23 protein-coding genes are annotated in these 23673 nt (G+C 51.2%); 15 read left to right on the top strand and 8 right to left on the bottom strand.

Annotated elements, in window-relative coordinates; all coding sequences use genetic code 11:
* Nucleotides 1-60: 60 nt before the first annotated feature.
* Nucleotides 61-1584, top strand: a complete 1524-nt coding sequence (locus ACM67E_RS07130) for a fumarate hydratase (protein ID WP_416190775.1) — start codon at nucleotides 61-63, stop codon at nucleotides 1582-1584.
* A gap of 172 nt (nucleotides 1585-1756) precedes the next feature.
* Entirely contained in the window at nucleotides 1757-3172 is a 1416-nt protein-coding gene (locus tag ACM67E_RS07125; protein ID WP_416190774.1) for a PhoH family protein, read from the top strand.
* A gap of 104 nt (nucleotides 3173-3276) precedes the next feature.
* On the opposite strand, the gene yciA is transcribed toward ACM67E_RS07125, so the two are convergent.
* A complete protein-coding gene (yciA, locus tag ACM67E_RS07120) occupies nucleotides 3277-3732 on the bottom strand; it encodes an acyl-CoA thioester hydrolase YciA (protein ID WP_416190773.1) in 456 nt (151 codons plus the stop codon).
* A 132-nt stretch (nucleotides 3733-3864) separates the two neighbouring features.
* Here yciA and pip point away from each other — a divergent pair, with 132 nt between their 5' ends.
* Nucleotides 3865-4800 carry a prolyl aminopeptidase gene (pip, locus tag ACM67E_RS07115; RefSeq protein WP_416190772.1) on the top strand — a complete coding sequence of 312 codons (936 nt, stop codon included), beginning with the start codon at nucleotides 3865-3867 and terminating at the stop codon, nucleotides 4798-4800.
* Between the two features lie 51 nt (nucleotides 4801-4851).
* Here the strand turns inward: pip and ACM67E_RS07110 are convergent, their stop codons facing one another.
* Nucleotides 4852-5385 (bottom strand): inorganic diphosphatase, encoded by a 534-nt coding sequence (locus ACM67E_RS07110; protein WP_416190771.1) that lies wholly within the window; start codon nucleotides 5383-5385, stop codon nucleotides 4852-4854.
* A 190-nt stretch (nucleotides 5386-5575) separates the two neighbouring features.
* Here ACM67E_RS07110 and phoU point away from each other — a divergent pair, with 190 nt between their 5' ends.
* Nucleotides 5576-6271, top strand: a complete 696-nt coding sequence (phoU, locus tag ACM67E_RS07105; protein ID WP_416190770.1) for a phosphate signaling complex protein PhoU — start codon at nucleotides 5576-5578, stop codon at nucleotides 6269-6271.
* A gap of 157 nt (nucleotides 6272-6428) precedes the next feature.
* On the opposite strand, the gene nudB is transcribed toward phoU, so the two are convergent.
* Both nudB and ACM67E_RS07095 read right to left on the bottom strand, forming a co-directional pair.
* On the bottom strand, nucleotides 6429-6884 hold the full coding sequence (nudB, locus tag ACM67E_RS07100; RefSeq protein WP_416190769.1) for a dihydroneopterin triphosphate diphosphatase: 456 nt from the start codon (nucleotides 6882-6884) through the stop codon (nucleotides 6429-6431).
* Entirely contained in the window at nucleotides 6884-8338 is a 1455-nt protein-coding gene (locus ACM67E_RS07095; protein ID WP_416190768.1) for a mechanosensitive ion channel family protein, read from the bottom strand. The genes nudB and ACM67E_RS07095 overlap by 1 nt, the downstream gene beginning before the upstream one ends.
* Nucleotides 8339-9079: 741 nt before the next feature.
* Between ACM67E_RS07095 and ACM67E_RS07090 the strand changes: the two genes are divergently transcribed.
* The 3 genes from ACM67E_RS07090 to ACM67E_RS07080 all read left to right on the top strand — a co-directional run bounded on the left by ACM67E_RS07090 (nucleotide 9080) and on the right by ACM67E_RS07080 (nucleotide 10762).
* Nucleotides 9080-9706, top strand: coding sequence for a glutathione S-transferase family protein (locus tag ACM67E_RS07090; RefSeq protein WP_416190767.1), 627 nt, complete (start codon nucleotides 9080-9082; stop codon nucleotides 9704-9706).
* Between the two features lie 126 nt (nucleotides 9707-9832).
* Nucleotides 9833-10285, top strand: coding sequence for a ferritin-like domain-containing protein (locus tag ACM67E_RS07085; RefSeq protein WP_416190766.1), 453 nt, complete (start codon nucleotides 9833-9835; stop codon nucleotides 10283-10285).
* 45 nt (nucleotides 10286-10330) lie between these two features.
* Nucleotides 10331-10762, top strand: coding sequence for an organic hydroperoxide resistance protein (locus tag ACM67E_RS07080; protein ID WP_416190765.1), 432 nt, complete (start codon nucleotides 10331-10333; stop codon nucleotides 10760-10762).
* 440 nt (nucleotides 10763-11202) lie between these two features.
* Here ACM67E_RS07080 and gatC read toward each other — a convergent pair whose 3' ends face one another.
* Nucleotides 11203-11493, bottom strand: coding sequence for an Asp-tRNA(Asn)/Glu-tRNA(Gln) amidotransferase subunit GatC (gene gatC, locus ACM67E_RS07075; protein ID WP_416190764.1), 291 nt, complete (start codon nucleotides 11491-11493; stop codon nucleotides 11203-11205).
* Between the two features lie 232 nt (nucleotides 11494-11725).
* Between gatC and ACM67E_RS07070 the strand changes: the two genes are divergently transcribed.
* The 6 genes from ACM67E_RS07070 to ACM67E_RS07045 are packed head-to-tail and all read left to right on the top strand — an operon-like array spanning nucleotide 11726 to nucleotide 18005.
* Nucleotides 11726-12766 (top strand): rod shape-determining protein, encoded by a 1041-nt coding sequence (locus tag ACM67E_RS07070; RefSeq protein WP_416190763.1) that lies wholly within the window; start codon nucleotides 11726-11728, stop codon nucleotides 12764-12766.
* A gap of 15 nt (nucleotides 12767-12781) precedes the next feature.
* Nucleotides 12782-13633 (top strand): rod shape-determining protein MreC, encoded by an 852-nt coding sequence (gene mreC / locus ACM67E_RS07065; RefSeq protein ID WP_416190762.1) that lies wholly within the window; start codon nucleotides 12782-12784, stop codon nucleotides 13631-13633.
* Nucleotides 13634-13638: 5 nt separating this feature from the next.
* The gene (mreD, locus tag ACM67E_RS07060) at nucleotides 13639-14142 is read left to right on the top strand and encodes a rod shape-determining protein MreD (RefSeq protein WP_416190761.1); all 504 of its coding nucleotides are present in this window, start codon (nucleotides 13639-13641) and stop codon (nucleotides 14140-14142) included.
* A gap of 4 nt (nucleotides 14143-14146) precedes the next feature.
* Entirely contained in the window at nucleotides 14147-16204 is a 2058-nt protein-coding gene (mrdA, locus tag ACM67E_RS07055; protein ID WP_416190760.1) for a penicillin-binding protein 2, read from the top strand.
* A complete protein-coding gene (gene rodA, locus ACM67E_RS07050) occupies nucleotides 16197-17339 on the top strand; it encodes a rod shape-determining protein RodA (RefSeq protein ID WP_416190759.1) in 1143 nt (380 codons plus the stop codon). The genes mrdA and rodA overlap by 8 nt, the downstream gene beginning before the upstream one ends.
* A gap of 3 nt (nucleotides 17340-17342) precedes the next feature.
* The gene (locus ACM67E_RS07045; RefSeq protein ID WP_416190758.1) at nucleotides 17343-18005 is read left to right on the top strand and encodes a MarC family protein; all 663 of its coding nucleotides are present in this window, start codon (nucleotides 17343-17345) and stop codon (nucleotides 18003-18005) included.
* A gap of 197 nt (nucleotides 18006-18202) precedes the next feature.
* On the opposite strand, the gene ACM67E_RS07040 is transcribed toward ACM67E_RS07045, so the two are convergent.
* Both ACM67E_RS07040 and ACM67E_RS07035 read right to left on the bottom strand, forming a co-directional pair.
* On the bottom strand, nucleotides 18203-19066 hold the full coding sequence (locus ACM67E_RS07040) for a YgfZ/GcvT domain-containing protein (RefSeq protein ID WP_416190757.1): 864 nt from the start codon (nucleotides 19064-19066) through the stop codon (nucleotides 18203-18205).
* A gap of 125 nt (nucleotides 19067-19191) precedes the next feature.
* Nucleotides 19192-19548 carry a RidA family protein gene (locus ACM67E_RS07035; RefSeq protein ID WP_416190756.1) on the bottom strand — a complete coding sequence of 119 codons (357 nt, stop codon included), beginning with the start codon at nucleotides 19546-19548 and terminating at the stop codon, nucleotides 19192-19194.
* 66 nt (nucleotides 19549-19614) lie between these two features.
* Between ACM67E_RS07035 and ACM67E_RS07030 the strand changes: the two genes are divergently transcribed.
* Nucleotides 19615-19974: a DUF4870 family protein gene (locus ACM67E_RS07030; RefSeq protein WP_416190755.1), complete on the top strand. Its 360-nt coding sequence runs from the start codon at nucleotides 19615-19617 to the stop codon at nucleotides 19972-19974.
* A 113-nt stretch (nucleotides 19975-20087) separates the two neighbouring features.
* Here ACM67E_RS07030 and ACM67E_RS07025 read toward each other — a convergent pair whose 3' ends face one another.
* Nucleotides 20088-20828 (bottom strand): pseudouridine synthase, encoded by a 741-nt coding sequence (locus ACM67E_RS07025; protein ID WP_416190754.1) that lies wholly within the window; start codon nucleotides 20826-20828, stop codon nucleotides 20088-20090.
* A 574-nt stretch (nucleotides 20829-21402) separates the two neighbouring features.
* On the opposite strand from ACM67E_RS07025, the gene ACM67E_RS07020 reads away from it, so the two are divergent.
* Nucleotides 21403-23595, top strand: coding sequence for a type I restriction-modification system subunit M (locus ACM67E_RS07020; protein ID WP_416190753.1), 2193 nt, complete (start codon nucleotides 21403-21405; stop codon nucleotides 23593-23595).
* The last annotated feature ends 78 nt before the right edge of the window (nucleotides 23596-23673 follow it).

Below are 23673 nucleotides of genomic sequence, written 5' to 3'. Positions count from 1 at the left end.
CTGAAAACAGGCGGCACTAAAAAAACACAAACCAAACTTTTTATCTAAAAAGGAACTGCCATGACCGTCATCAAACAAGAGGATTTCATCCGCAGCATTTGCGATGCCTTCCAATTCATCAGCTACTACCACCCGAAAGACTACATCGACGCGCTCTATGAGGCTTGGAAAAAAGAAGAAAACCCTGCCGCGAAAGACGCGATGACGCAGATTCTGGTCAACAGCCGCATGTGTGCGGAAGGCCACCGTCCGATTTGTCAGGATACCGGCATTGCCACCGTATTTTTGAAAGTGGGGATGAACGTGCAATGGGACGCGGAAATGAGCGTCGAAGAGATGGTAAACGAAGGTGTGCGCCGTGCCTACACTTGGGAAGGCAATACCCTGCGCGCGTCGGTATTGGCCGATCCTGCGGGCAAGCGCACCAACACCAAGGACAATACGCCTGCCGTGATTCACATGAGCATTGTGCCGGGCGACAAAGTCGAAGTTACCTGTGCGGCCAAGGGCGGCGGTTCCGAAAACAAATCCAAACTGGCGATGCTGAACCCGTCCGACAACATCGTTGATTGGGTGCTGAAAACCATTCCGACCATGGGTGCGGGCTGGTGTCCGCCGGGCATTTTGGGCATCGGTATCGGCGGTACACCTGAGAAAGCGGTATTGATGGCGAAAGAAAGCCTGATGAGCCACATCGACATTCAGGATTTGCAGGCCAAAGCCGCATCGGGTGCGGAACTTTCCACCACCGAAGCCCTGCGTTTGGAGCTGTTTGAAAAAGTAAATGCGCTCGGTATCGGAGCACAAGGTTTGGGCGGCCTGACCACCGTGTTGGACGTGAAAATCTTGGATTACCCGACCCATGCAGCTTCCAAACCGATTGCCATGATTCCGAACTGCGCCGCTACGCGCCACGTCGAATTCGAATTGGACGGTTCAGGCCCTGTCGAACTGACTCCGCCGAGCGTGGAAGACTGGCCGGACATCACCTACAATCCCGACAACGGCAAACGCGTTGACGTGAACAACCTGACCAAAGAAGAAGTCGCCACTTGGAAAACCGGCGACGTGTTGCTGCTCAACGGCAAAATTCTGACCGGCCGCGATGCCGCGCACAAACGCATGGTCGATATGCTGAACAAAGGCGAGCAGCTGCCCGTCGATTTCACCAACCGCCTGATTTACTACGTCGGCCCGGTTGACCCTGTGGGCGACGAGGTCGTCGGCCCGGCAGGTCCGACCACTGCTACCCGCATGGACAAATTCACCCGTCAAATGCTGGAACAAACCGGGCTGCTCGGCATGATCGGCAAATCCGAACGCGGTGCGGCCACTTGCGAAGCGATTGCCGACAACAAAGCCGTGTACCTGATGGCGGTCGGCGGTGCGGCGTATCTGGTGGCCAAAGCCATCAAAGGCGCGAAAGTGCTGGCGTTCCCTGAATTGGGCATGGAAGCCATTTACGAATTTGATGTGAAAGACATGCCGGTAACGGTGGCGGTGGACAGCGACGGCGAGTCGATTCACGCCATCGCGCCGAAACAGTGGCAGGCCAAAATCGGCATTATTCCGGTTGAAAGCTAAGTCTCGAATCATCATCAAAGGCCGTCTGAAATATTTTCAGACGGCCTTTTCATGTTGCCGGTTTTCAATTCCTAAAGTGGGCAAAATCAAAGCATCCGTCTTTTTTCATGCCGCTGTAACACAGCTTTGCCAAACTGAAGCGGATTTCTTCAAACCACAAAAGGAACGCGCTATGTCTCCAAAGCTTACCGGTGGCGGCCGCAAACTGTTTATTCTCGATACCAACGTAATGCTGCATGATCCGTCCTGCCTGTTCCGTTTTCAGGAACACGACATTTTCATTCCGATGGTGACTTTGGAAGAAATGGACAACCACAAAAAAGGCTCATCGGATGTTGCCCGCAATGCCCGCCAGACCAGCCGCTATTTGGACGAACTGCTCAACGCCGAGCCGCACGGCTTGCATCAGGGCATCGCTCTGAATGCTTTGGGTCACGCCGATGCCAAGGGCAAACTGTTCCTGCAAACCGAGATGCTGCCGGCCGATTTGCCCGACGTATTGAGCGGGCACACCGGCGACAATCAGATTTTGGCGGTGGTCATGAACCTGTCGCACCGCATCCGCGGCGATTACGATTATGTCGCGCTGGTGTCGAAAGACATCAACATCCGCATCAAAGCACGCACGCTGGATTTGCATGCCGAAGACTACATCAACGATAAGGTATTGGAAGACAGCGATATTTTATACAGCGGCCTGCGCAGGCTGACACCGGAATTTTGGGCAAACAACGGCACGCATCTGAATTCGTGGCAGGAAAACGGCCGCGCCTATTACCAAATCGAAGGCAGAGACACGCCGGACTTGCTGCTCAACGAATTGCTGGTGGACGAACACGGCGAACCGCCCTTGAGCGCGCGCGTGGTGGAGCAAGAACAGGGTAAGGTTCTGCTGGAAACCCTGAAAGATTACAGCGGCCGCAATAACGTGTTCGGCATTTCCGCCCGCAACCGCGAACAGAATTTCGCCTTGAATCTGCTGATGGATCCGGAAATCGATTTGGTAACGGTTTTGGGGCAGGCCGGTACGGGCAAAACGCTGCTGACCCTTGCCGCCGCCTTGACGCAAACCTTCGACGACAAACGCTACAACGAAATCATCATGACCCGCATCACCGTGCCGGTGGGCGAAGACATCGGTTTTTTACCGGGTACGGAGGAAGAGAAAATGAATCCGTGGATGGGCGCGCTGGAAGACAATCTGGAAGTGTTGACCCAGCAGAACGACGGCGACGAATTCAGCGCGTGGGCGAAAAAAGCCACGTCCGACTTAATCCGCGCCCGAATCAAAGTGCGCTCGCTCAATTTCATGCGCGGGCGCACATTTCAAAACAAATTCGTCATCATCGACGAAGCGCAAAACCTGACCGCCAAGCAGATGAAAACGCTGATTACGCGTGCAGGCAAGGGCACGAAAGTCGTGTGTTTGGGCAATCTGGCGCAAATCGACACGCCGTATCTTACCGAAGGCAGCAGCGGCTTGAGCTATGTGGTCGAACGTTTCAAAGGCTGGCGGCATTACGGCCACATCACGCTGCAACAAGGCGAACGTTCGCGTTTGTCGGATTTTGCGGTGGAAGTCTTGTAAGGTAAAGAATAACGATGCCGTCTGAAAAGTTTCAGACGGCATCGTTATTTAATGAAAAACATCATTTTATCAGTCGGTTAATCAAACTGTTTGCCGAAGGGTTTTCAGACGGCCTGTTCCGGCGTCAGGAACGCATCCAATCGCGGATTGTTTTCGCGCGGAATCGGGCGCGGACGGCCTTCGTCATCGATGGCGACAAAGGTGAACACCGCTTCCGTGACCAGCTCCAGCGGAATATCCGGCTTGTCGGCGACAAACGGTTTCACCCATACTTCGACTTCGATTTTCAACGACGAATTGCCCACGCCCAAGCAGCGTGCATACACGCCGACCACATGGCCGACCTTTACCGGCCGCAGAAAACTCATTTCCTGCACCGAAACCGTGACAATCCGCCCCTGCGTGATTTCCGCCGCCAGAATGCCGCCGCCCAAATCCATCTGCGACATAATCCAGCCGCCGAATACGTCCAGATTGGTGTTGGTGTCTTTCGGGCGCGCAACCGTGCGCAGCATCAGTTCGCCTTCGGGTTTGGTGTGTGTGGCTTGGTTTTGGCTCATCTTTCTTCCTTTGTTGTCATAAAAACGGAGTTTTATTTTACGATGAAAATAGGCCGTCTGAAAATCGGGAGAAGTTTCAGACGGCCTGTGTCCAATGCTAAAATCCTACCGACGATTATCAAGGATTCCGCCATGCACCCGATTCGCGAACCGCACCGCAGCGGCCTATTGCCCGTATCCGGCCTTCATCAGATCTATTGGGAAGAATCCGGCAATCCCGACGGTTTGCCGGTGATTTTTCTACACGGCGGCCCCGGTGCGGGTGCATCGCCTGCGTGTCGCGGTTTTTTCCATCCCGATGTGTACCGCATCGTCGTCATCGATCAGCGCGGCTGCGGCCGTTCGCTGCCTTATGCCTGCGTCGAAGAGAACACCACATGGGACTTGGTTGCCGACATCGAAGCCGTGCGTACCATGCTCGGTATTGAAAAATGGCTGGTGTTCGGCGGTTCATGGGGCAGCACTTTGGCCTTGGCCTATGCCCAAACCCACCCCGAACGCGCGGCTGGATTGGTGTTGCGCGGCATTTTCCTGTGCAGGCCGTCTGAAACCGCCTGGCTGAACGAAGAGGGCGGTGTCAGCCAAATTTATCCGCAGCAATGGCAGCGGTTTCTCGCGCCCATTCCCGAACACAAACGCAGCAATCTGATTGCTGCTTACCATGAATTGCTACACGGCGAAGACAGGGAAGGCCGTCTGAAAGCGGCCAAAGCATGGGCGGATTGGGAAAGCTATTTGGTGCAATTTGAACCAAAAGACGTGGACGAAGACGCGCAAGAATCACTCGCCATCGCCCGCATAGAAACGCATTATTTTGTGCATCAAGGCTGGTTGCAAGGCGATAAAGCGATTTTGAACAATATCGGTAAAATCCGCCATATTCCGACCATCATCTGCCAAGGCCGCTACGATTTATGCACACCGATGCAAAGCGCGTGGGAACTGTCGCAAGCCTTTCCCGAAGCCGAATTGCGCGTGGTGCAGGGCGGACATTCTGCGTTTGACGATGGTTTGAATACAGCGTTGAAACAGGCTGTGGCGGAGATGATGGAAAGGGCGTATTGGTAAGATTGAAAAAAGGCCGTCTGAAATTTCAGACGGCCTTTATTTCAATTCAAATCAAGCCTGTTTGTTCCAACGCTCAATCGATTCTTTAATCACTTTTTTCGCTTCTTCCACATCGCCCCAAGATTCGACTTTGGTGCTGCCCGGTTTTTTCAGGGCTTTGTAGTTGTTGAAGTGGAATTCGATTTGTTTGATGAGCTGCGCAGGCAGGTCGGCCAAGCTGTTGTAGGCGTTGCCGTTGTTGCGGTCATCAGCCGGTACGCAGACGATTTTGTCGTCCACTTCGCCGTCGTCCACGAATTTCATCACGCCGATGACGCGGGCTTCCAAGAAGATGCCGGTGGCCAACGGTTGCTCGGTTACCAGCAAGACGTCGAGTTCGTCGCCGTCTTCGTCCAAGGTTTGCGGGATAAAGCCGTAGTTGGTCGGTTTGGCGAAAATCGCAGGCTCGACGCGGTCGAGTTGGAAGGCACCCAGTTTGCGGTTCCATTCGATTTTGTGGTTGCTGCCGCAAGGGATTTCGTTGACGACGTTGATGATGCCGCCGTCCACGTCGCCCGGGGTCAGGATTTTGTTGAAGTCTGCCATGTTGTTTCCTTTGAAATCAGGTTGGTTAAACGGGCAGAGTATAGCAAACAAAAGGCCGTCTGAACATCAGGCGGGGGGTGAGGCAGGCTCGGAGGCGGTTTGTGACAGCAGATGCGGGTTGAAATATTCTTGTCAAAATATTGTCATCAAAACCTGATATTTTAAGGGCTTCTTAATCTGGGAGACGAGAATGTCCGAGCATATTTCATCGCATTTCCATCAGGAACTGGAACAGGTGCGTACCGACGTATTGGCCATGGGCGGTTTGATTGAGCAGCAGCTCGGACAAACGCTGGAGGCTTTTAATGACGCCAACAAGGAAATCTTGGCGCAGGTGGTGCAGAACGACGATAAAATCAATGAGTTGGAAGTGTCGATTGACGATGCCTGCCAAACGATTCTGGTGCGCCGCCAGCCGACCGCGAGCGATTTGCGGCTGGTACTGACCGTGAGCCGCGTGATTGTGGATTTGGAGCGTATGGGCGATGAAATCAAGAAAATCGCTTTGCACGCCAACGGTTTGATTGCGAAACACCATGTCAGCTACAAGCAGCTTTACGATACGCGCCGTTTGTTGGAAATGACCGTGCCGATGTTGCGTCAGTCTTTGGATGCGTTTGCGCGTCTGGACGATGAAACCATTTTGAAAATCAATGAATTGGACCGTTCTTTAGACATGGCCTACCACAATCAGTCGCGTGCCTTGCTGACTTATATGATGGAAGATCCGCACAGCATCGGCATCGGCATGGAAACGATGCTGATGAACAAAGCCGCCGAGCGCATCGGCGACCATGCGAAAAATATTTGCGAACATGTGGTTTATTTGGTGCGCGGCATCGATGTGCGTCATGTACCGGTGGATCAGATTCACAAGAATTTTTGAGGCCGTCTGAAAACGGCATATGTCGGGAAATGACCCTGCCGGTTTTGACGGTAAAATGCCGTCTGAAAGTTTTTTCAGACGGCATTTTGTTTTCAGACGGCCTGAGACCTTGGGGCGGCTTTTTTGATTTGCCGATCATAAGGTCTGCCGCTCTGTATCAGCCTTCGGCCAATCTGTTTTGCAAGGCCAAAATCGCGCGCTTGTTAGACGGGGAAAACACTTTTTCCGCCGCTTCTTCCAGGCTGAACCAGCCGTAAGCCACATGTTCCGACGCTTGCAGCGTGATGACCGTATCGCGCGGAATTTCGGCGGAGAAAATGTGTTCGCGGTTTTCAAATACGCCTTCGGGATAGCGGTGCCGCCAATGGTGGTAGATTTCGTAAACCGTGCTTTCGTGCCAATCCGCCAACTGGCCGTCTGAAAGCCGGATGCCGGTTTCTTCCCACACTTCGCGTTTGGCGGCGGCGGCGATGCTGTCGTCTTCCGGTTCGATGCTGCCGGTAACCGACTGCCAGAAGCCTTGCGGAGCGGTGCGCTCGATTAAGAGGATGTTGCCGTCTTTATCGTGCAGCACCACCAAGGCGGAAACAGGGTATTTCAGCGGCTTGTCCATCAGTCGCTGTGCTCGGCTTGTTCGAAATTTTTATCGGAACGCGTGTCCTTTTTCACTTCCATGCCGGCACGCAGCATGGCGGCATTATCGGGCGCACGTTCTTCATTGAGAATGCGGATTTCGCGTTGCGGAAACGGAAATTCGATATTGCTTTCGTTAAAGCGTTTCCAAATATCCAGCAAAATCGCGGAAAACAGGCCGATAAAGCCGTTTTCGGGATCTTTTACCCAAAAACCGAGACGCAGGTTCACGCCGTTGTCGCCGAAATTGATTAGGAAGGCTTTAGGTGATGGTTCGGACTGTACGCGTTCCTGCGCTTTGGCGGCTTCTTCCATAATCTTCATCGCCAAGGCCAAGTCGGTATGGTAGGCCACCTGAACGTCGACGCTCTGCCACAGCGATTTGGCGGTATAGGATTCGTTAATCACGGTCGAAGTGATGAACGTTTCGTTCGGAATCAGGGCTTCGCTGCCGCCCGCGCTTTGCAGCACCACGAAGCGCGAAGTGATTTTGGTGACGTAGCCGGTAAAGTTGTCCACCGTCAGGCGGTCTCCCGGGCGGATGGAACGGTCGCCCAAAATGATAAAGCCCGAGATGTAGTTGCTTGCCACTTTTTGCAGACCGAAGCCGATGCCGACGCCGAGGGCGCCGCCGAATACGGATAAGACGGTCAAATCGATGCCCACCAGCGGCAGTGCAACCAAAATCGCCAATACGGTTAAAAGCGCTTTGACGATTTTAGACATGACGATGCGCAGGTTCATGTCCATGTGGTTGTTTTTCATCAACCAACTTTCCACCAAACGACCCAACCACAGAGCAAACGTCAACACCACCGCCACCCACAGCAATCCGGTGAGAATGGTATAAACGCTTAGGTTAATCGAACCGATACTGAGTTTGGTGTCTTGCAAAATGCCGATAAGCAGGTCGTCTATGCCCGAGAGCCAAAGCACGAAACATACCCACAATGCGCCGGAGAGGAAGCGTTCCAGCCAGTCGGTGAATTTATGGCTCGGCAAAGCGGCATGTACCAAAGCCAGTACCAGACGAATCAGAATCATCCAGCGGGCGGCCATAATCAGCAGGCGCAGCCATACCGAACGCAGTTCGAACGCATTCCATACATACAGCGCGATAATCGAAAAGATGAGCAGCAGGAAAGGCCACAACAGGCGGTTGGCAATGTGGCGCGCACTCGCCCATTTCCGTTCGGGTGTAACGGGATATTTGCGGATGAGGAATTCGGATAAAAAATAAGTGGCAACCATCAGTGCAACGGTAACGCCGATTTCGAGCCAGCCGACGGGTTCGCCGAAGCTGCGTTCCAGCAGATGGGATGTGAATTGGTTACGCGCGAACAGACTGAAGATAAATTCCTTTAATCCGTTGCCTGTGGATTCCAATAGAGTGCTGGTTGTTGTGGAAGCTGAATGGACGAATGAAAAAAGCATAAAGTTCTCTTGAGTGAATCGGAATAAGCTGCCTTAAAAGGGGAAAAGGCGGCCGGATGGAGAATTTTAGCATTTCCCGGGTAAAAGGAAACCCGTGTCTCTTAAAGTTATTTTCAAACAAAATGATTGATACATGGCCGTCTGAAAATTTTCAGACGGCATGATAGTGCGACCGGTGTTCAGGTCTGGTGTTTCAGGCTATATGCGTTTTTGCTCTGATAAACCGTTTGTAAAAGTTTAAAAGATCCGTTGCCCGGCATAGGAAGGGGATGACCGAAATGTTTCGAAGATTTCGCGGTTATCAATCCGATATGGGGTTGTCTTGGAATAGGGTGTGATACTGCCGCGGTCTTTAAAAAATGGTTATAAAAATAATTTTGAAAAATTATATTGTGAAAAATATAAATTCAGGGTATGATAGAACACATCAAATAAAAGTGGCGGTTCTTTTATATTTTGTACAATTTAATTTGATGATATTGTTTTGTGGTTCGCTATTAGACCGCCGGATAAGTGAACGAGCAAGCAACCCATATCACGGCAGCTTTGTTTTCCGTTGTATGATTTGTCGAAAGAAATCATACGGGACTGATGTTGTGAGTCGTCAGGCAGAGTGTAGGCCAAGTCGGTGAAAACAATACGCGGCGAAAGTGTCGCAGCGAATGGAAATTTATCGAGTCTTCCCAAGGAAGAAATCACGGTTTTATGTCAAATCATTCACGATAATTTGGAGTTAATATCATGATTAAACTGCATTATCTAAACAACTCTTGTTCGCACCGCATCGCGTGGCTGTTGGAGGAGTTGGGCGTGGATTACGATGTGGCGGTGTACCGCCGCTTGCCCGAAACCAATCTTGCACCTGATGAATTGAAGGTGCAGCATCCTTTGGGTAAAGCCCCGGTTTTGCAGGACGGTACGCTTACCTTGGCAGAAGGCAATGCCATGATTCTGCATTTGCTTGACCGCTACGATGATGAATGTCGTTTTACACCCGAGGCGCAAACCGATGCTTATTCCGAATTCGTGTATTGGTTAAGCGTATCCGCATCGATGTTCTCTGCCAACTTGCTGGGCATGATGGCAGAAAAATTTGATTTCGGCCCATACGGTGATTATGCGGCAGGACAGGTTGCTTTATATTTTAACCATGTCGAACAAACGCTTAACGGCAGAACATGGATTGTGGGCGAGCAGCTGACCGGTGCGGATTTTGCTTTGAGCTTTCCGCTGCAATGGGGTTTAAACCAAGTAAATCCGGCCGATTATCCGAATATCGTTCGCTATGTCAAACAAATCGAATCCCGTCCGGCATATCAGAAGGTGGCAGAAAAAACAGGTTGTGCATTGGAATTGGGTGGGTTTTAAACACCGTTTTTCAGACGGCATGAATATAATCTGTAAGCAGTCAAGGATGCTGGACTTTATACGCAGGGAAAGGCCGTCTGAAAATTCTTTTTAGATTTGAAGTGAATCAATTAGAAGGAGTCAGTCATGAATAAAATTCATCAGTTGCTAAATGAAATGTTGGCAGTTTATTGGCAGGCAGGGATACAGCACCGCAGCCATGTTGCAGTTATTGCTGCAGAAGGTGCAGCTTTGTTAGCCGCAGAGATGGAAGCTAAAATCGCCGACGAACCGGAAACCATTATCCGATTGCAAAACCGCTTACTGGATTTGGGCGGTAAGATTGAATTTACGGTCAAACAGCCCGACATCGGTATGAATTTGCGCGAAGCCTTGCAGAAAGACTATGAATTGCAAAAAAATGCCCGCATCGGTTTGAATCAATGGGCGGAAACGGCGGCGGCCGAGCATGATGCCACTACCCGAATTCTGATTGAAGAGATTTTGGCAGACGAGGAAGAACACTTGTCTTGGCTGGAACAGGAGTTGGATTTACTCGAAAAACTGGGTGAACCGCTTTATCTGTCAAAAAGAATGTAAGCCGATTTTTATTTTTAATTTTCCAACCTTTGAAAGGAATACCACATGAAGATTTTTTATCACACTTCCGCTACTGCTACCGGCGGTCGTGACGGTCATACTCAAGTTGACGACGGCTCAATCGGCTTTGATTTGGTCGGTTTTCAAAACGAAAGCGGCAAAAGCGGTACCAATCCCGAGCAGCTTTTTGCCATGGGCTATGCAGCTTGTTTTGACAGCGCAATGAGCCATGTCGCTCCGACTTTGGGTCTCAAGCCCGAGCAATCGTCTACTACTGTTGCAGTCGGCATCGGTCAAAAAGCCGGCGGTGCTTTCAGTCTGGATTTGGACATCACTATTACTGTAAAAGGCTTAAGCGAAGCCGATGCGCGCAAGTTGATTGAAAAAGCGCATGAAGTTTGCCCGTACTCTAATGCAGTACGCGGTAACGTAGAAACACGTTTGCATGTAAATCTGATTCAAACATTTGATTTATAATTGAAACAGATTGATGGTAATCGTTGTTTCGTGCTTGATTCGGGATCTGGTTTTTTAATCTCTGGGTTCTGTGCAGGCATTTCATTTTCCCCATTTGGCTGAACTTCTCCTGCGAAGCCGAATGGGGCAGAAGAAAATTCAGTTTGGCATTGTCAATAGTGCTTCTGGTAAGTTCAGATTGCAGTAACGGTTTGGTTTTTAAATAATCGGAAACTTTTCCGGTGTATTTGTATTGTTATTTGATTTTTTACTTAGTGGTTAAGCAGCTATCTTTGGATCAACCATCCGAAATCAGGAGAAAGGCCATACTGTATTTGAAGTCGGTTTTAAGTTTGGTTTGCTGCATCGTATTTTTCCATAAAAAACTGCTCCTTTTTAAAATCAGGAAAATCCATCCTGATTTTAAAAAGGAGCAGCTCTGTTTTTCAGACGGCCTTGTTTTACTCTTCAATCACCTGAGGCACGATATACAGCCGGTTACGCACTTCCGGTGCGGCTGCTTGGTATTCGGCGGCATGGTCGGTTTCGGTAACCCGGTCTTCACGCAGGCGCAGAGCGACTTCGTGCGGATGAGCCATCGGCTCGATGCCTTCGGTATCGACGCCTTGCATTTTTTCAACCATGGCAAAAATATCGTTTAACTCCTGAAGGGTTTGCGCCTGCTCCTGATCGGTCAAACGCAGGCGGGAAAGTTTGGCGATTTTTTCTACGTCATCTAAGGTCAAAGCCATAAAAAATCCTTGTCTGATAGCAAATCCAACCTTTATAGGGTATCATTGCGGTCATCTTCAATGAAATGAAGAATTATAACCGAAAACCTGCTTGAGTTGGCAGGGATTTTGGATGGTTTGGTCTTGGCAGTGAAGCGATAACCAGGCCGTCTGAATATTATTTCTGCTTTGTTGGAAGATATTGATTAAATAATGCGCCAGGGCCGCTGCCCGGAGATTTTCAGGTATTTTCATGTTTCGTTATCTATCCCGTTTTCTCTCGAATGATCTTGCTATTGATTTGGGTACGGCCAATACATTGATTTATGTCCGCGACCGGGGCATTGTATTGGACGAACCATCTGTTGTTGCCGTACAGACAGGATTACCCAATGGTAAAACCAAGATTGTAGCCGTCGGTACCGAAGCCAAAAAAATGCAGGGCCGTGCGCCGCGCAATATTGAAATCGTCCGTCCGATGAAAGACGGTGTGATTGCGGATTTCAATATTACCGAACGGATGCTGGGTGTATTGATTAAAAAAGCAACCGGTGGCCATATGGTTGTACCGCCGCGCGTGGTGATTTGCGTGCCGGGCGGTTCGACCCAGGTTGAGCGAAAGGCGATTCGCGATTCGGCATTTTCTGCGGGCGCATCAAGCGTGCATCTGATTGAAGAACCGATGGCTGCAGCGTTAGGGGCGGGTTTGCCGATTGAAGAAACAGCCGGATCAATGGTTGTGGATATCGGCGGCGGGACTACCGAAATCGGGATTTTATCGCTGGGCGGCATGGCATATTCGGATTCCGTACGTGCCGGCGGTGATGCTTTTGATGAAAGTATTGTGCATCATGTACGGCGCAAACGCGGGGTATTGATTGGCGAAGCAACGGCGGAAGAATTGAAGAAAAAAATCGGTTCGGCATTCGGTAACGACGATATGGGTGCGGTACGGGTGAAGGGGCGCGATTTGGCGGAAGGTACGCCGAAATCGATTGCTGTCACGGCCGAGGAAGTGCGTGAAGCACTAAGCGAACCGCTGAACCGTATCGTGCGCGCCGTACGTTTGGCTTTAGAGCAGGCTCCGCCGGAATTGGCGGGGGATATTGCCGATCGCGGAATTATGCTGACCGGTGGCGGTGCGTTGCTCAAAGGTATTGATACCCTGCTGGCAGACGCAACCGGTTTGCCGGTGGGGATTGCCGACCAGCCGCTTAACTGCGTGGCTTACGGTGCGGGCAAGGCGTTGGATTATATCGGCAGATGGGATGCCGTTTTTGTTGATAATCCCTAATCGGGAAAGGTTGCTATGAACCCATCGTCTTTACGGTTCGACGGCGACGAAAATGGTCGTAAGCCGTGGTTGAGATTGGCTTTTTATTTAATTTTAAGTGTCGTCTTGATGCTGCTTGACTACCGCTTTGCGGCTGTCCAATCCATACGCCAGGTTGGGGCGACCGTTCTGTATCCGATACAGTGGTTGGCCAACCAGCCGGTACGCCTTTACCAATACGTCGGTAATCTGTCGCAGTCTCAGGCTGATCTGCTTGAGCAAAACCGTCTTTTGCAGGAAGAAAACGGCCGTCTGAAAATCCGTTTGCAGCGCGATAAAGTCAATTTGAGCGAATTGAGCGAATTGAAAAAACTCTACGGTTTGCAACAGCGCGGTATCCGTGACGTCATAGGGGCGGAAGTAATTTCCAACGGGAAAGACCCGCTTTCCGAAAAATTGATCATTAATAAAGGCAGCCGTGACGGAGTAAAAACCGGTGATGCGGTCATCGATACCGCAGGCTTAATCGGACAGATTACACAGGTACAGTTGAAAAGTGCCGAAGTCAGTCTGCTTTCCGGTAATAAAAGCATCGTGCCGGTAGTGGTTGAGCGCACCGGAGAGCGAAGCCTGCTCTACGGTTCGGGAACAAAACTCGATTTGCGCTATTTTCCGACGGCCTCTGATCTGAAGCCCGACGATGTCCTATTGACATCAGGTTTGGACAGCGTTTATCCGGCCGGTATTCCGGTGGCAACCGTCAATCAGGTAACACGCATCTCCGGTACGCCTTATTATCAAACTATACTCACACCTTTTGCCGCTTTGCGGGGCAGCCGATTTGTACTTGTATTGTCCCAGCACGTTTATGCGCCGGCAAAACCTTAATCATTATGAGCGAATTTGACGATTCTTTCCACGCCGTACCGGCAGGTCTGGTGGTGGTAACTTTTATCGTGGCCATGTTGCTGGACTTCATGCCTTTCCCGTTTGAGGCATTTTTCTGGTTGCCCGAACTCACTGCTTTGACCCTGCTTTATTGGGTTTTGCAGCGTCCTCATGCGGTAGGAATGGGGGCGGCGTTTGCCGTCGGCCTTTTAGTCGATATCGGTACGGCAGCATCTTTGGGATTGCATGCCCTGTCTTATACGGTCATGGTGTTTTTTGTTTTGAGCCATCATCGGCAAATCATGCTCTACGGCCATCTGATGCAGATTTTGATTATATTGGCGGCTTTGTTGTGCAATCAGGCCGTATTGGTAGCGGTACGCCTGTTTTTAAATCATCAAGTCATTACCTGGCAAAGCTTTATCGCGCCTTTTATCGGTGCTTTGCTTTGGCCTTTGCTCAGCCAATTGATGCTGGTTATGATCAATTTCAGCCGTTCCCGCCGGTAAAGTTATGTTGAAACGCAATTTGTCCGCCGAGCGGGCATCCTCCCTTCCCGAACAAACAGCCGCCGATACGTTGCAATCAGATTCCCTGTTGCGGCTGTTGGTGGCTTTTGTGCTGATTGTGATTTTCTTTGCCTTGCTGCTGGTGCGCTTTGTTTATTTGCAGGTGACCCGGCACGATGATTTTACCGGACGGGCGTCAACCAACCGGATCACCATCATTCCTAGCCCGCCGGCACGCGGAGAAATCGTTGATGTCAACGGTGTTCCTTTGGCTGAAAACTATCCCGTTTTTTCCCTTGAGGTGATTCCCAGCGAAGTCGAAGGCAAAATGGACGATCTGGTTCAGGCTTTAAGACGGTATGTCGATATCACTGATGCGGATTTGAAACGTTTTAAAAAATATCGCGAGCAGTACCGCAAATTCGAAAATATTCCGCTCAAGCTGAAACTCACTGACGAAGAAGCGGCAAAATTGGCGGTTCACCTGCATGAATTCAAAGGGGTTGAAGTCAATTCGCGCACTTTCCGTTCCTACCCTTACGGTGCGTTGACCTCTCATTTTTTAGGTTATATAGGGCGGATCAGTGACCGTGATCAGGAGAAACTTCAGGAGCAAGAGCTGACTGCGCTGTACCGCGGCAGTACGCACATCGGCAAATCGGGCTTGGAAAATTACTATGAGCACCAGCTTCACGGCGTGCCCGGCTATCAGGAAGTGGAAAAAGACGCTTACGGCAATATTGTCAAGGTGTTGAAAAACGTACCGCCCAAAATGGGGCAGACTTTACGTTTGGGTATGGATATCCGTATGCAGCTTGAAGCCGACCGTATTTTGGCAGGCAAACGCGGGGCGATTGTGGCCATCAATCCGCAAAACGGTGATGTATTGGCGTTTGTTTCCAAGCCGTCATTTGACCCGAATCTGTTTATCGACGGTATCGATACCGAAACATGGAAAGCTTTGAATGAAGATTGGCAGCGTCCCTTAATCAATCGGGTGACGCAAGGCCTTTATCCTCCCGGTTCGACTTTTAAACCTTTTATCGGTATGGCATTTTTAGAAAGCGGCAAACTTAAGCAGAATACCGTATTGCCCGCACCAGGGGCATGGAGTATCCCGGGGAGCCGCCATTTATTCCGTGATGCGGTGCGGCGGGGGCATGGTTCGGCAAACTTAAGCCGTGCGATTCAGGTTTCTTCGGATACGTTCTTTTACCGTGCGGGCTACGAGTTGGGGATTGATAAAACCCATCCTTATTTGGCGGCCTTCGGGTTGGGCGAGCAGACAGGAATCGATTTGCCTAACGAATACCGCGGTATTCTGCCGAGCCGTGAATGGAAGGCCAAGCGGTTTGCCAAGGCTAAATCGCCGTCTGCACGGGAATGGCTGCCGGGTGAAATGGTATCGGTGAGTGTAGGGCAGGGCTATAACGCCTATACGCCTTTGCAGATGGCGCATGCGACGGCTTCGCTGGCAAATGACGGCTTGGTTTACCGGCCGCATCTGGTTAAAGAAATTCTCAATTACAACAGCCGGGAAATTACCAAAATCAATCCTAAGCCCGAGCGTAAAATTCCATTTAAGCATGACAATTTCGAATACATTAAAAACGCTATGGTAAAAGTATTGAAACCGGGCGGAACAGGCTACCGTATCGGTGAAGGGTTGGCATACAGCATGGGCGGCAAAACCGGTACGGCCCAGGTGGTGCAAATCCAGCAGGGGCGTTCCTATAATGCCGCCGCCCTGCGCGAACAGCACCGAGATCATGCATGGTTTATTTCGTTTGCACCGGTTGATAAGCCGGAAATTGCCATTGCCGTCTTATTGGAAAACGGCGGTTGGGGGGCAAATGCGGCACCATTAGCTCGCAGCCTGACTGATTTTTATATGCTCAATGTCAAACAAAACCAATTTCCGCCTGAGTTTGAAACGTGGATGAAACAAGCTGCCCGAGGGGATAAGGAAGCCAAACCGGTAGCACCTTCTGTTTTTCAGACGGCCTACGGACATCGTTCGGCTATGGGAAGCCAAGCCGTAAAGGAAGCGCAAAATGATTGAAGCACAAAGCGTCGGGCGGTGGAAAAAAATCAAGCAGGCGATATGGTCGCCGCTTGATCCGTGGCTGTTTTTCGCTATGCTGACGGTATATGTGATGAGCCTGTTTCTGCTTTACTCGGCCGACGGGCAGGAATTCGGCCAGCTGGAAAACAAAACGCTGCACACGGTTATCGGTTTTATTTTGTTGTGGATCGTGGCGCAGGTTCCGCCTCAGACCATCGCAAAGTTGGCCGTGCCGATTTATTTTGTCGGCATGGCCTTATTGGTTGCCGTCGAAATCGCAGGGGTGACGGTTAACGGTGCGACCCGCTGGCTCGACATCGGCGTATTGCGCATCCAGCCGTCTGAAATCATGAAAATCGGATTGCCGATGACGGTGGCTTGGTTTTTCCAGCGGTATGAAGGACGGTTGGATTGGCGGCATTACCTTGTCGCCGTGCTGCTGGTACTGCTGCCGGGCGCATTGATTTTGAAGCAGCCGGATTTGGGCACGGCCACGCTGATTATGGCATCGGGTATTTTTGTGGTGTATTTTGCCGGATTACCGTGGAAAGCGATTTTTGCCGCCATTGCAGGCTTTGTCGCCGCATTGCCGCTGGTGTGGCAATACGGTATGCACGATTATCAGAAAACGCGCGTACTGACCCTGCTTGACCCGACCAAAGACCCTTTGGGCGACGGCTACCACATCATCCAGTCGATGATTGCCATCGGTTCGGGCGGCGTGTGGGGAAAAGGCTGGCTCAACGGCACGCAAACGCATTTGGATTATATTCCCGAAGCCACCACCGACTTTATCTTTGCCGTCTATGGTGAAGAATTCGGTTTGATCGGCAATATTTTATTGTTGCTGGTGTATCTGGTGATTCTGGTGCGCGGCCTATATATTGCCGCGCGTGCGCAAAACCTGTATGGCCGCACGCTTGCCGCCGCCCTGACCATGACGTTTTTCTGCTATGCCTTTGTCAATATGGGTATGGTGAGCGGTATTCTCCCCGTGGTCGGGGTGCCGCTGCCTTTGGTGAGCTACGGAGGAACGGCAACCATTTCCATCATGATGGTTTTGGCTTTATTGATGGGTATTGCCAACGAACAAAAATTACATCGGCCGAATAAAGCTTCGAAAAAGGGATAAAACATGGAACTGGGTGTCGAAATCACCAAATTGATTGTCGCATTTATGGTATTGATCAATCCGTTCAGCGCGTTATCGATTTATTTGGATTTAACCCGCAACCACAGTACGCGCGAACGGCGAAAAATCGCCAAAGTGGCCACCTTGTCGGTTTTTATCGTCATTTCCGTTTTCGCAATCAGCGGCGGTTTCATTTTGAAGTTGCTGGGTATCAGCGTCGGATCATTCCAAGTCGGCGGCGGGATTTTGGTTTTATTGATTGCCATATCGATGATGAAAGGTGACGATAATCCGGCAAAACCTGACTTAGGCACGGGTGAGGACAGGGAGATTACCATCACCGCCAAACCGAAAGACAACGTTATGTCTTTTGCTGTGGTTCCGATTGCGATTCCGATGATGATCGGGCCGGGCGGTATTTCAACGGTAATTATTTATGCCTCTGCCGCGCAGCATTATTGGGATGTGGTCAGCATTATCGCCGCAGGGTTTATCATCAGTATCTTCTGCTATGCAATATTGATGGCCTCGGCAAAAGTGAGCAAATGGCTGGGTGATACCGGCTTGAGTATTCTCAACCGGATTATGGGCATGTTGCTGGCAGCGGTATCGGTGGAAATTATTGTGGCCGGGTTGCGGTCGATATTTCCCCAACTGGCGGCTTGAGACCTTTGCAAAGTTAAAATTGCCGTCTGAAACTTCTCCGTCGTCATTCCCGTGTACGCGGACAACCAGGCCTGACCGCTTCGGAAATATTGAAGAATGACGGGAGATGAAAATTTTGGATTCCTGCCTACGCGGGAGCGGAAAGGCCGTCTGAAAGCGTCAGTATCAACGCTTTCAGACGGCCTTTGTCGGAGGGTTTATGCTTCTTTCGGTTCCGGGTTGAAAAACAGATGTTCTTGTTTTAAAGCATTACCGTCGGCATCGGTCAAAGCGGCATCGGCTGCCGAGAATTTAATCACCGCCAAACTCAGGCTGCCGCTGTCGGTAAAGGCCGTATTGATGATTTGCCCGGCTTCTTCGCCGCCGGCCTGAACCGCGATGCCCGCTGCTTCCAAAGAACCGCCGCTCAATACGGCCAAACCGCGTTTCACCTGTCCCCGGTATTGGGCGCGGGCGATGATTTCCTGTCCGGGGTAGCATCCTTTGCGGAAATGCACGCCGCCGATGATGTGCTGGTTGAGCATTTGCGCAACGGCGGTGTCTTTGGTCGCGGCGGAAATCCAAGCGTAACCGCTGCGGATTTCGTGCAGGTTCCAAGCATTTTCGGCAGCCGCATCATGTGCCGGCAATGTCTCTGCCAAACCGATTTTCAGACGGCCTGTGTGCGGCAGGTTGATGCACCAGATACCGTTTTGATTTTCAGCGGCAAAAGCCAATGACGGTTCGGTGGCAATGACGGCTTGCGCAGCCCCGTCCAATTCTCCGGCTACAGCCAATTCGCCCGCAGCTTCAAGCACGGCTTTGGCACGCAATACGTACATACGCAATTTTTTGACGATGGTCTCGATTAAATCCTGCGCCATGACCAGCAGCAAATCGCCGCCGCGGTTGAGTACGATCATATTGGCCGACACACGGCCTTTCGGCGTATTGTAGGTGGCATAGCAGGCTTGGCCGGGTTGCAGGTTTTGAATGTCGTTCGACAATTGGTTGTGCAGAAAATCGGCACGGTCGTCACCGCTGACGCGGACAACGCCGAAAAAAGGCAGACGGGTTTGCATGGCAGGTATCCTTGGTACAATCAGAAACGTGGTTCTCAATAAAAGCGATATTGGGTCGTTGTCATCAAAATAAAAGTCTCAGGCCGTCTGAAAAAATATGCCGTTTATTTTCAGACGGCCTCACGTTATTTGATTTGAACCGCCGAGACCTTGATTTCGACTTTCCATTCCGGTTTGGCCAGTTTCGCTTCGATGCAGGCGCGGACAGGGGAATGCTGCGGATCAACCCACGCATCCCATGCCCGGTTCATGGCAGCGTAGTCATGCATGTCGGCCAGGTAAACCGTGGCTTCGACAATATGCTGTTTGCTTGAGCCGGATTGTTGCAGCCAAGAATCGATTTGCGCCAGCACATCGGCCGTTTGCGTTTCGGCATCGGCCTGTTCGGTATTTTCCGGCACCATGCCGGATAAAAACACAAAGCCGTTGGCGGTGACGGCTTCGGATAAGCGGGCGGATTGTCCGAAATATCGGATGCTCATATCAAACTCCTGATTTTTAAATGGATATATGGTAACATCAGCAAAATTCAAATTCCAGGGGCAAATATGAACGGCATCATTCCCACCGGCGCGCCGGACAAAGACAACCGCCGCACGTACATGATGGTCATCTATGGCCTGTATGCGTTGGCGGCGTTGACCGTTTTCACCCCCGTCGCCGGCGTGGTCGTGGCCTATGTCAAGCGCGACGATATGCGCGGCACGCTTTACGAGCATCACATCAGCTATCTGATTAAAACATTCTGGGTCGGTGCAATCGGCTACTTAATCGGCGGGTTGACCATGTTTGTCGGTATAGGCCTGGCGGTGCTTTTCTTGGTAAGCATTTGGTTTATCTACCGCGTGGTAGCCGGATTCGTCAAATTTTACGACGGCAAAACCGTTTCTCCCGACGGCTGGTTTTGAGCCTTTTCCGTTAATATAGCCGTTTGCAACCGACTATAAAATCAATATTCTCAATGAGTAGATGAGGCCGTCTGAAAATAATCTTTCAGACGGCCTCATCATATTTCATCCGATCAAAACGATTCGTTGGCTTTCAAATAACGCCATTTCCCCGGCGGCAGTCTGCCCAATTTGACTTTGCCCATACGGATGCGTTTCAAACCGACCACGCGCAGCCCGACAAGCTCGCACATACGGCGGATTTGGCGTTTCTTACCCTGCTTCAGAATAAAGCGCAGCTGGTCTTCGTTTTGCCATTCCACCTTGGCCGGGCGCAGTTTTTCACCGTCCAGGCTCAAACCGTGATTCAGCAGAGCCAAGCCTTTCTCGTCCAATCTGCCGCGAACGCGCACCAGATATTCCTTTTCGCTGCTGCTGTTTTCACCGATGAGCTGCTTGGCAATGCGGCCGTCTTGCGTCAGCACCAAAAGGCCGACCGAATCGATGTCCAAACGTCCGGCAGGAGCGAGGCCGAATTTGTGTTTTTCGCTGAACTGGATGCGGCTGTCGTCGCCTTCCCAGCGGTTTTCCGCAGTAATCAGCTCGGCCGCGGCCTTGTAACCTTTTTCCGCCTGCGCGCTGACATAACCCACCGGCTTATTCAGCAGAATGGTCACACGCTGCGCCTGCTTCTCATGCGCCTGCCTGTTCAAATCGATACGGTCATTTTCGGTGACTTTCTGGCCGAGTACCGCCGTTTGACCGTTGACCTGCACCCAGCCCTGTTCGATATAGCTGTCTGCCTCGCGACGCGAACAAAGGCCGAGTTGTGCCATACGTTTGGATAGGCGCACGGGTTCGTTTGTTGGTTCCATGATTTTTACTTTAAAAAATGTTGTCGGATTATAGCATTAACGCAGCCCAAACGCCGAACAGGAACGGGTAGGCAGCAAGGCATTTGACAGGTAAACAGGCTGTCTGAAAAACAAGTTTCTGAGAAGAGAAAGTTTTTCAGACGGCCTGTTTGGTTTTATCCGCAGTAATAACTGAGACAGAGTATGGTTTCAAGTTTATGTGGTAAAAATTCTATGAAAAACATAAGATTAATGGAAACCTGGTATGGGTGGCAAGCGTCCGCGCTACGTTTACCGTAATTGCAATATACTCAAGCAGACGCTGAGTAGAAAATAAGCAGTGGCCGAAGCCTTGTTGTTGACTAATTAATCCAGAAACTATAGAAAAATAGCGCATACGTTGGATTATACTGCTTTTCAAAAAATATCTTTCTAAAGGTTAATATTTTATAATTTATGAATTTCCAGTAGTAAAATAAACAAAAAACAATTTACAAGAAAAAGTGAAGCCGCCGCCGTCAAAGAATACAATACCGCCTTGGCTGAACAACTTTTAAACACACACCAAACATTCAAGGTACAAGGTATCCGCACAATGAACCCTATCCAACAGCACCCGCATCACAGTACTCTGGTTTCCATTCTTTGGAACATTGCCAACGGCCTGCGCGGTACGTACCGTCCGCCGCAATACCGCCGCGTGATGCTGCCTTTGATTGTCTTGGCGCGTTTCGATGCCATTTTGTCCGATCACGCCGATGCCATGAAAGCCCTGTTCGACCAAGACCGGGGCCGGCCCGAGAGCGGGCGTTTGCCGCAGGTGCTGCTGGATAAAAAGCTCACCGAAATCGTCGGCAAAGGCCGCAAACAGACGCTTTACAACACCAGCGGCTTCAACCTTGCGCGCCTGCTCGACGACCCCGACCATATCCGGGCCAACCTGGTTCAATACATCAACGGTTTTTCCGCCAAAGCCAAAGACATTTTCGACAAATTCGAGTTTGAAAAAGAAATCGACAAGCTCGACGAGGCCAACCGCCTGTACAAAATCCTGCAAACCTTTGTCGGCGACTTGCAATCGCAAGGGCTGACCCTGTCGCCCGATGCCATTTCCAACAGCCAGATGGGTTATCTCTTTGAAGAACTCATCCGCAAATTCAACGAACAGGCCAACGAAGAGGCGGGCGACCACTTCACCCCGCGCGAAGTCATCCGCCTGATGGTCAATATCGCCTTTGCCGAAGACCACGAAGAGCTGAAAAAAGCAGGCGTGCACCGCACCATTTATGACCCCACCTGCGGCACGGGCGGCATGCTGTCCGAATCCGAAAAAGAGCTGAAAGGCTTCAACCAAGCCATCAGCCTGGGCTTGTACGGGCAGGAATACAACGCCGAGTCCTACGCCATCTGCTGCGCCGATTTGCTGATTAAAGACGAACCCGCCGAACACATCATCTTTGGCGACACGCTCGGCGTGCACAACGCCAAAGACAAAAACAACGGCTTTACCCCGCATGACGGACACCAAGGCAAACGCTTCGACTACATGTTCGCCAATCCCCCGTTCGGCGTGGAATGGAAAATCCAAGAAGACTTTGTCAAAAAAGAGCATCAAGAGCGAGGCTTTGGCGGACGCTTCGGCGCAGGCCTGCCGCGCATCAACGACGGCTCGCTGCTTTTCCTGCAGCACATGCTCAGCAAAATGAAGCAGCCCGAAACCGACGAACAAGGCTCGCGCATTGCCGTCGTCTTCAACGGCTCGCCCCTGTTCACCGGCGACGCAGGCAGCGGCGAAAGCAACATCCGCCGCTACGTCATCGAAAACGACCTGCTCGAAGCCGTGATAGCCCTGCCCGACCAAATGTTCTACAACACGGGCATCTACACCTACATTTGGGTTTTGTCCAACAAAAAAAGCGCGAAACGCTGCGGGAAAATCCAGCTCATCAACGCCACCCGCTACTGCCGGAAAATGCAGAAATCACTGGGCAACAAACGCAACGAACTGTCCGAACAGCACATCGCCGACATCACCAAACTCTACGCCGACTTTAAAGAAACCCCCGACAGCAAAATTTTCCGCAACCAAGACTTTGCCTGTCTGAAAATCACCGTAGAACGCCCCCTGCGCCTCAACTTCCAAGCCGGCGGCGGGCGCATTGAAAAACTTCGGGAACACACCGCCTTCGCCAATTTGGCCAAAAGCAGAAAAATCAAAGACAAAGGCCAAATCCAAGCAGACGAAGCCGCAGGCCGGGAACAGCAGGAAGCCCTTATCGACGCCCTGAAAAGCCTGGGCGGCACGCTCTACAAAAACCGCAAAGATTTCCTGAAAGTGTCAGATCCCGCATTGAAAGCCCTGCCGTTTGCAGTTGGCGCGCCCGTGAAAAAAGCCGTATTGGAAGCACTGAGCGAACGCGACCCGACCGCCGACATCTGCACCGACGGCAAAGGCAATGCCGAACCCGACCCGCAATTGCGCGACAGCGAACTCGTGCCCATGCCGTCTGAAACGGAATTCCCCTTAAGTTTGGGCTACGACAACGAAACGAATTTAAGCGCATTGCTCGCCGCACTCCGCCCTGCCGTACAAGCCTATATGCAGGCGGAAGTATTGCCCCACGTTCCCGATGCGTGGGTCGATGAAAGCAAGACCAAGCTCGGTTACGAAATCCCCGTCAACCGCCATTTCTACGAATACCGGCCGCCGCGCGACCCGGCCGAAATCAAAGCCGAAATCGTGGAGCTGGAGCAGGAAATCATGCAGATGCTGGGTAAATTGAACTGAACCGTTTTCAGACGGCCCCGCAACCCGAAGGCCGTCCGAACATTTCAGGCAGCCTGAAAAACGCAACGCAACGGATTG

The sequence above is a fragment of the Neisseria sp. CCUG12390 genome, assembly GCF_047837985.1.
GTDB lineage: Bacteria > Pseudomonadota > Gammaproteobacteria > Burkholderiales > Neisseriaceae > Neisseria.
The sequence above is the reverse complement of the archived record's forward strand: the minus strand, read 5'-3'. Positions and strand labels throughout refer to the sequence as shown.

Coding starts and splice junctions, on each gene's coding strand:
- pip (WP_416190772.1), top strand. CDS start 3,865: ATGCACCCGATTCGCGAACCGCACCGCAGCGGCCTATTGCCCGTATCC.
- ACM67E_RS07070 (WP_416190763.1), top strand. CDS start 11,726: ATGTTTCGTTATCTATCCCGTTTTCTCTCGAATGATCTTGCTATTGAT.
- ACM67E_RS07045 (WP_416190758.1), top strand. CDS start 17,343: ATGGAACTGGGTGTCGAAATCACCAAATTGATTGTCGCATTTATGGTA.
- ACM67E_RS07020 (WP_416190753.1), top strand. CDS start 21,403: ATGAACCCTATCCAACAGCACCCGCATCACAGTACTCTGGTTTCCATT.
- ACM67E_RS07035 (WP_416190756.1), bottom strand. CDS start 19,548: ATGAGCATCCGATATTTCGGACAATCCGCCCGCTTATCCGAAGCCGTC.
- ACM67E_RS07110 (WP_416190771.1), bottom strand. CDS start 5,385: ATGGCAGACTTCAACAAAATCCTGACCCCGGGCGACGTGGACGGCGGC.
- gatC (WP_416190764.1), bottom strand. CDS start 11,493: ATGGCTTTGACCTTAGATGACGTAGAAAAAATCGCCAAACTTTCCCGC.
- ACM67E_RS07025 (WP_416190754.1), bottom strand. CDS start 20,828: ATGGAACCAACAAACGAACCCGTGCGCCTATCCAAACGTATGGCACAA.
- ACM67E_RS07125 (WP_416190774.1), top strand. CDS start 1,757: ATGTCTCCAAAGCTTACCGGTGGCGGCCGCAAACTGTTTATTCTCGAT.
- ACM67E_RS07090 (WP_416190767.1), top strand. CDS start 9,080: ATGATTAAACTGCATTATCTAAACAACTCTTGTTCGCACCGCATCGCG.
- rodA (WP_416190759.1), top strand. CDS start 16,197: ATGATTGAAGCACAAAGCGTCGGGCGGTGGAAAAAAATCAAGCAGGCG.
- ACM67E_RS07030 (WP_416190755.1), top strand. CDS start 19,615: ATGAACGGCATCATTCCCACCGGCGCGCCGGACAAAGACAACCGCCGC.
- phoU (WP_416190770.1), top strand. CDS start 5,576: ATGTCCGAGCATATTTCATCGCATTTCCATCAGGAACTGGAACAGGTG.
- ACM67E_RS07085 (WP_416190766.1), top strand. CDS start 9,833: ATGAATAAAATTCATCAGTTGCTAAATGAAATGTTGGCAGTTTATTGG.
- ACM67E_RS07095 (WP_416190768.1), bottom strand. CDS start 8,338: ATGCTTTTTTCATTCGTCCATTCAGCTTCCACAACAACCAGCACTCTA.
- yciA (WP_416190773.1), bottom strand. CDS start 3,732: ATGAGCCAAAACCAAGCCACACACACCAAACCCGAAGGCGAACTGATG.
- ACM67E_RS07040 (WP_416190757.1), bottom strand. CDS start 19,066: ATGCAAACCCGTCTGCCTTTTTTCGGCGTTGTCCGCGTCAGCGGTGAC.
- mreC (WP_416190762.1), top strand. CDS start 12,782: ATGAACCCATCGTCTTTACGGTTCGACGGCGACGAAAATGGTCGTAAG.
- nudB (WP_416190769.1), bottom strand. CDS start 6,884: ATGGACAAGCCGCTGAAATACCCTGTTTCCGCCTTGGTGGTGCTGCAC.
- mrdA (WP_416190760.1), top strand. CDS start 14,147: ATGTTGAAACGCAATTTGTCCGCCGAGCGGGCATCCTCCCTTCCCGAA.
- ACM67E_RS07130 (WP_416190775.1), top strand. CDS start 61: ATGACCGTCATCAAACAAGAGGATTTCATCCGCAGCATTTGCGATGCC.
- mreD (WP_416190761.1), top strand. CDS start 13,639: ATGAGCGAATTTGACGATTCTTTCCACGCCGTACCGGCAGGTCTGGTG.
- ACM67E_RS07080 (WP_416190765.1), top strand. CDS start 10,331: ATGAAGATTTTTTATCACACTTCCGCTACTGCTACCGGCGGTCGTGAC.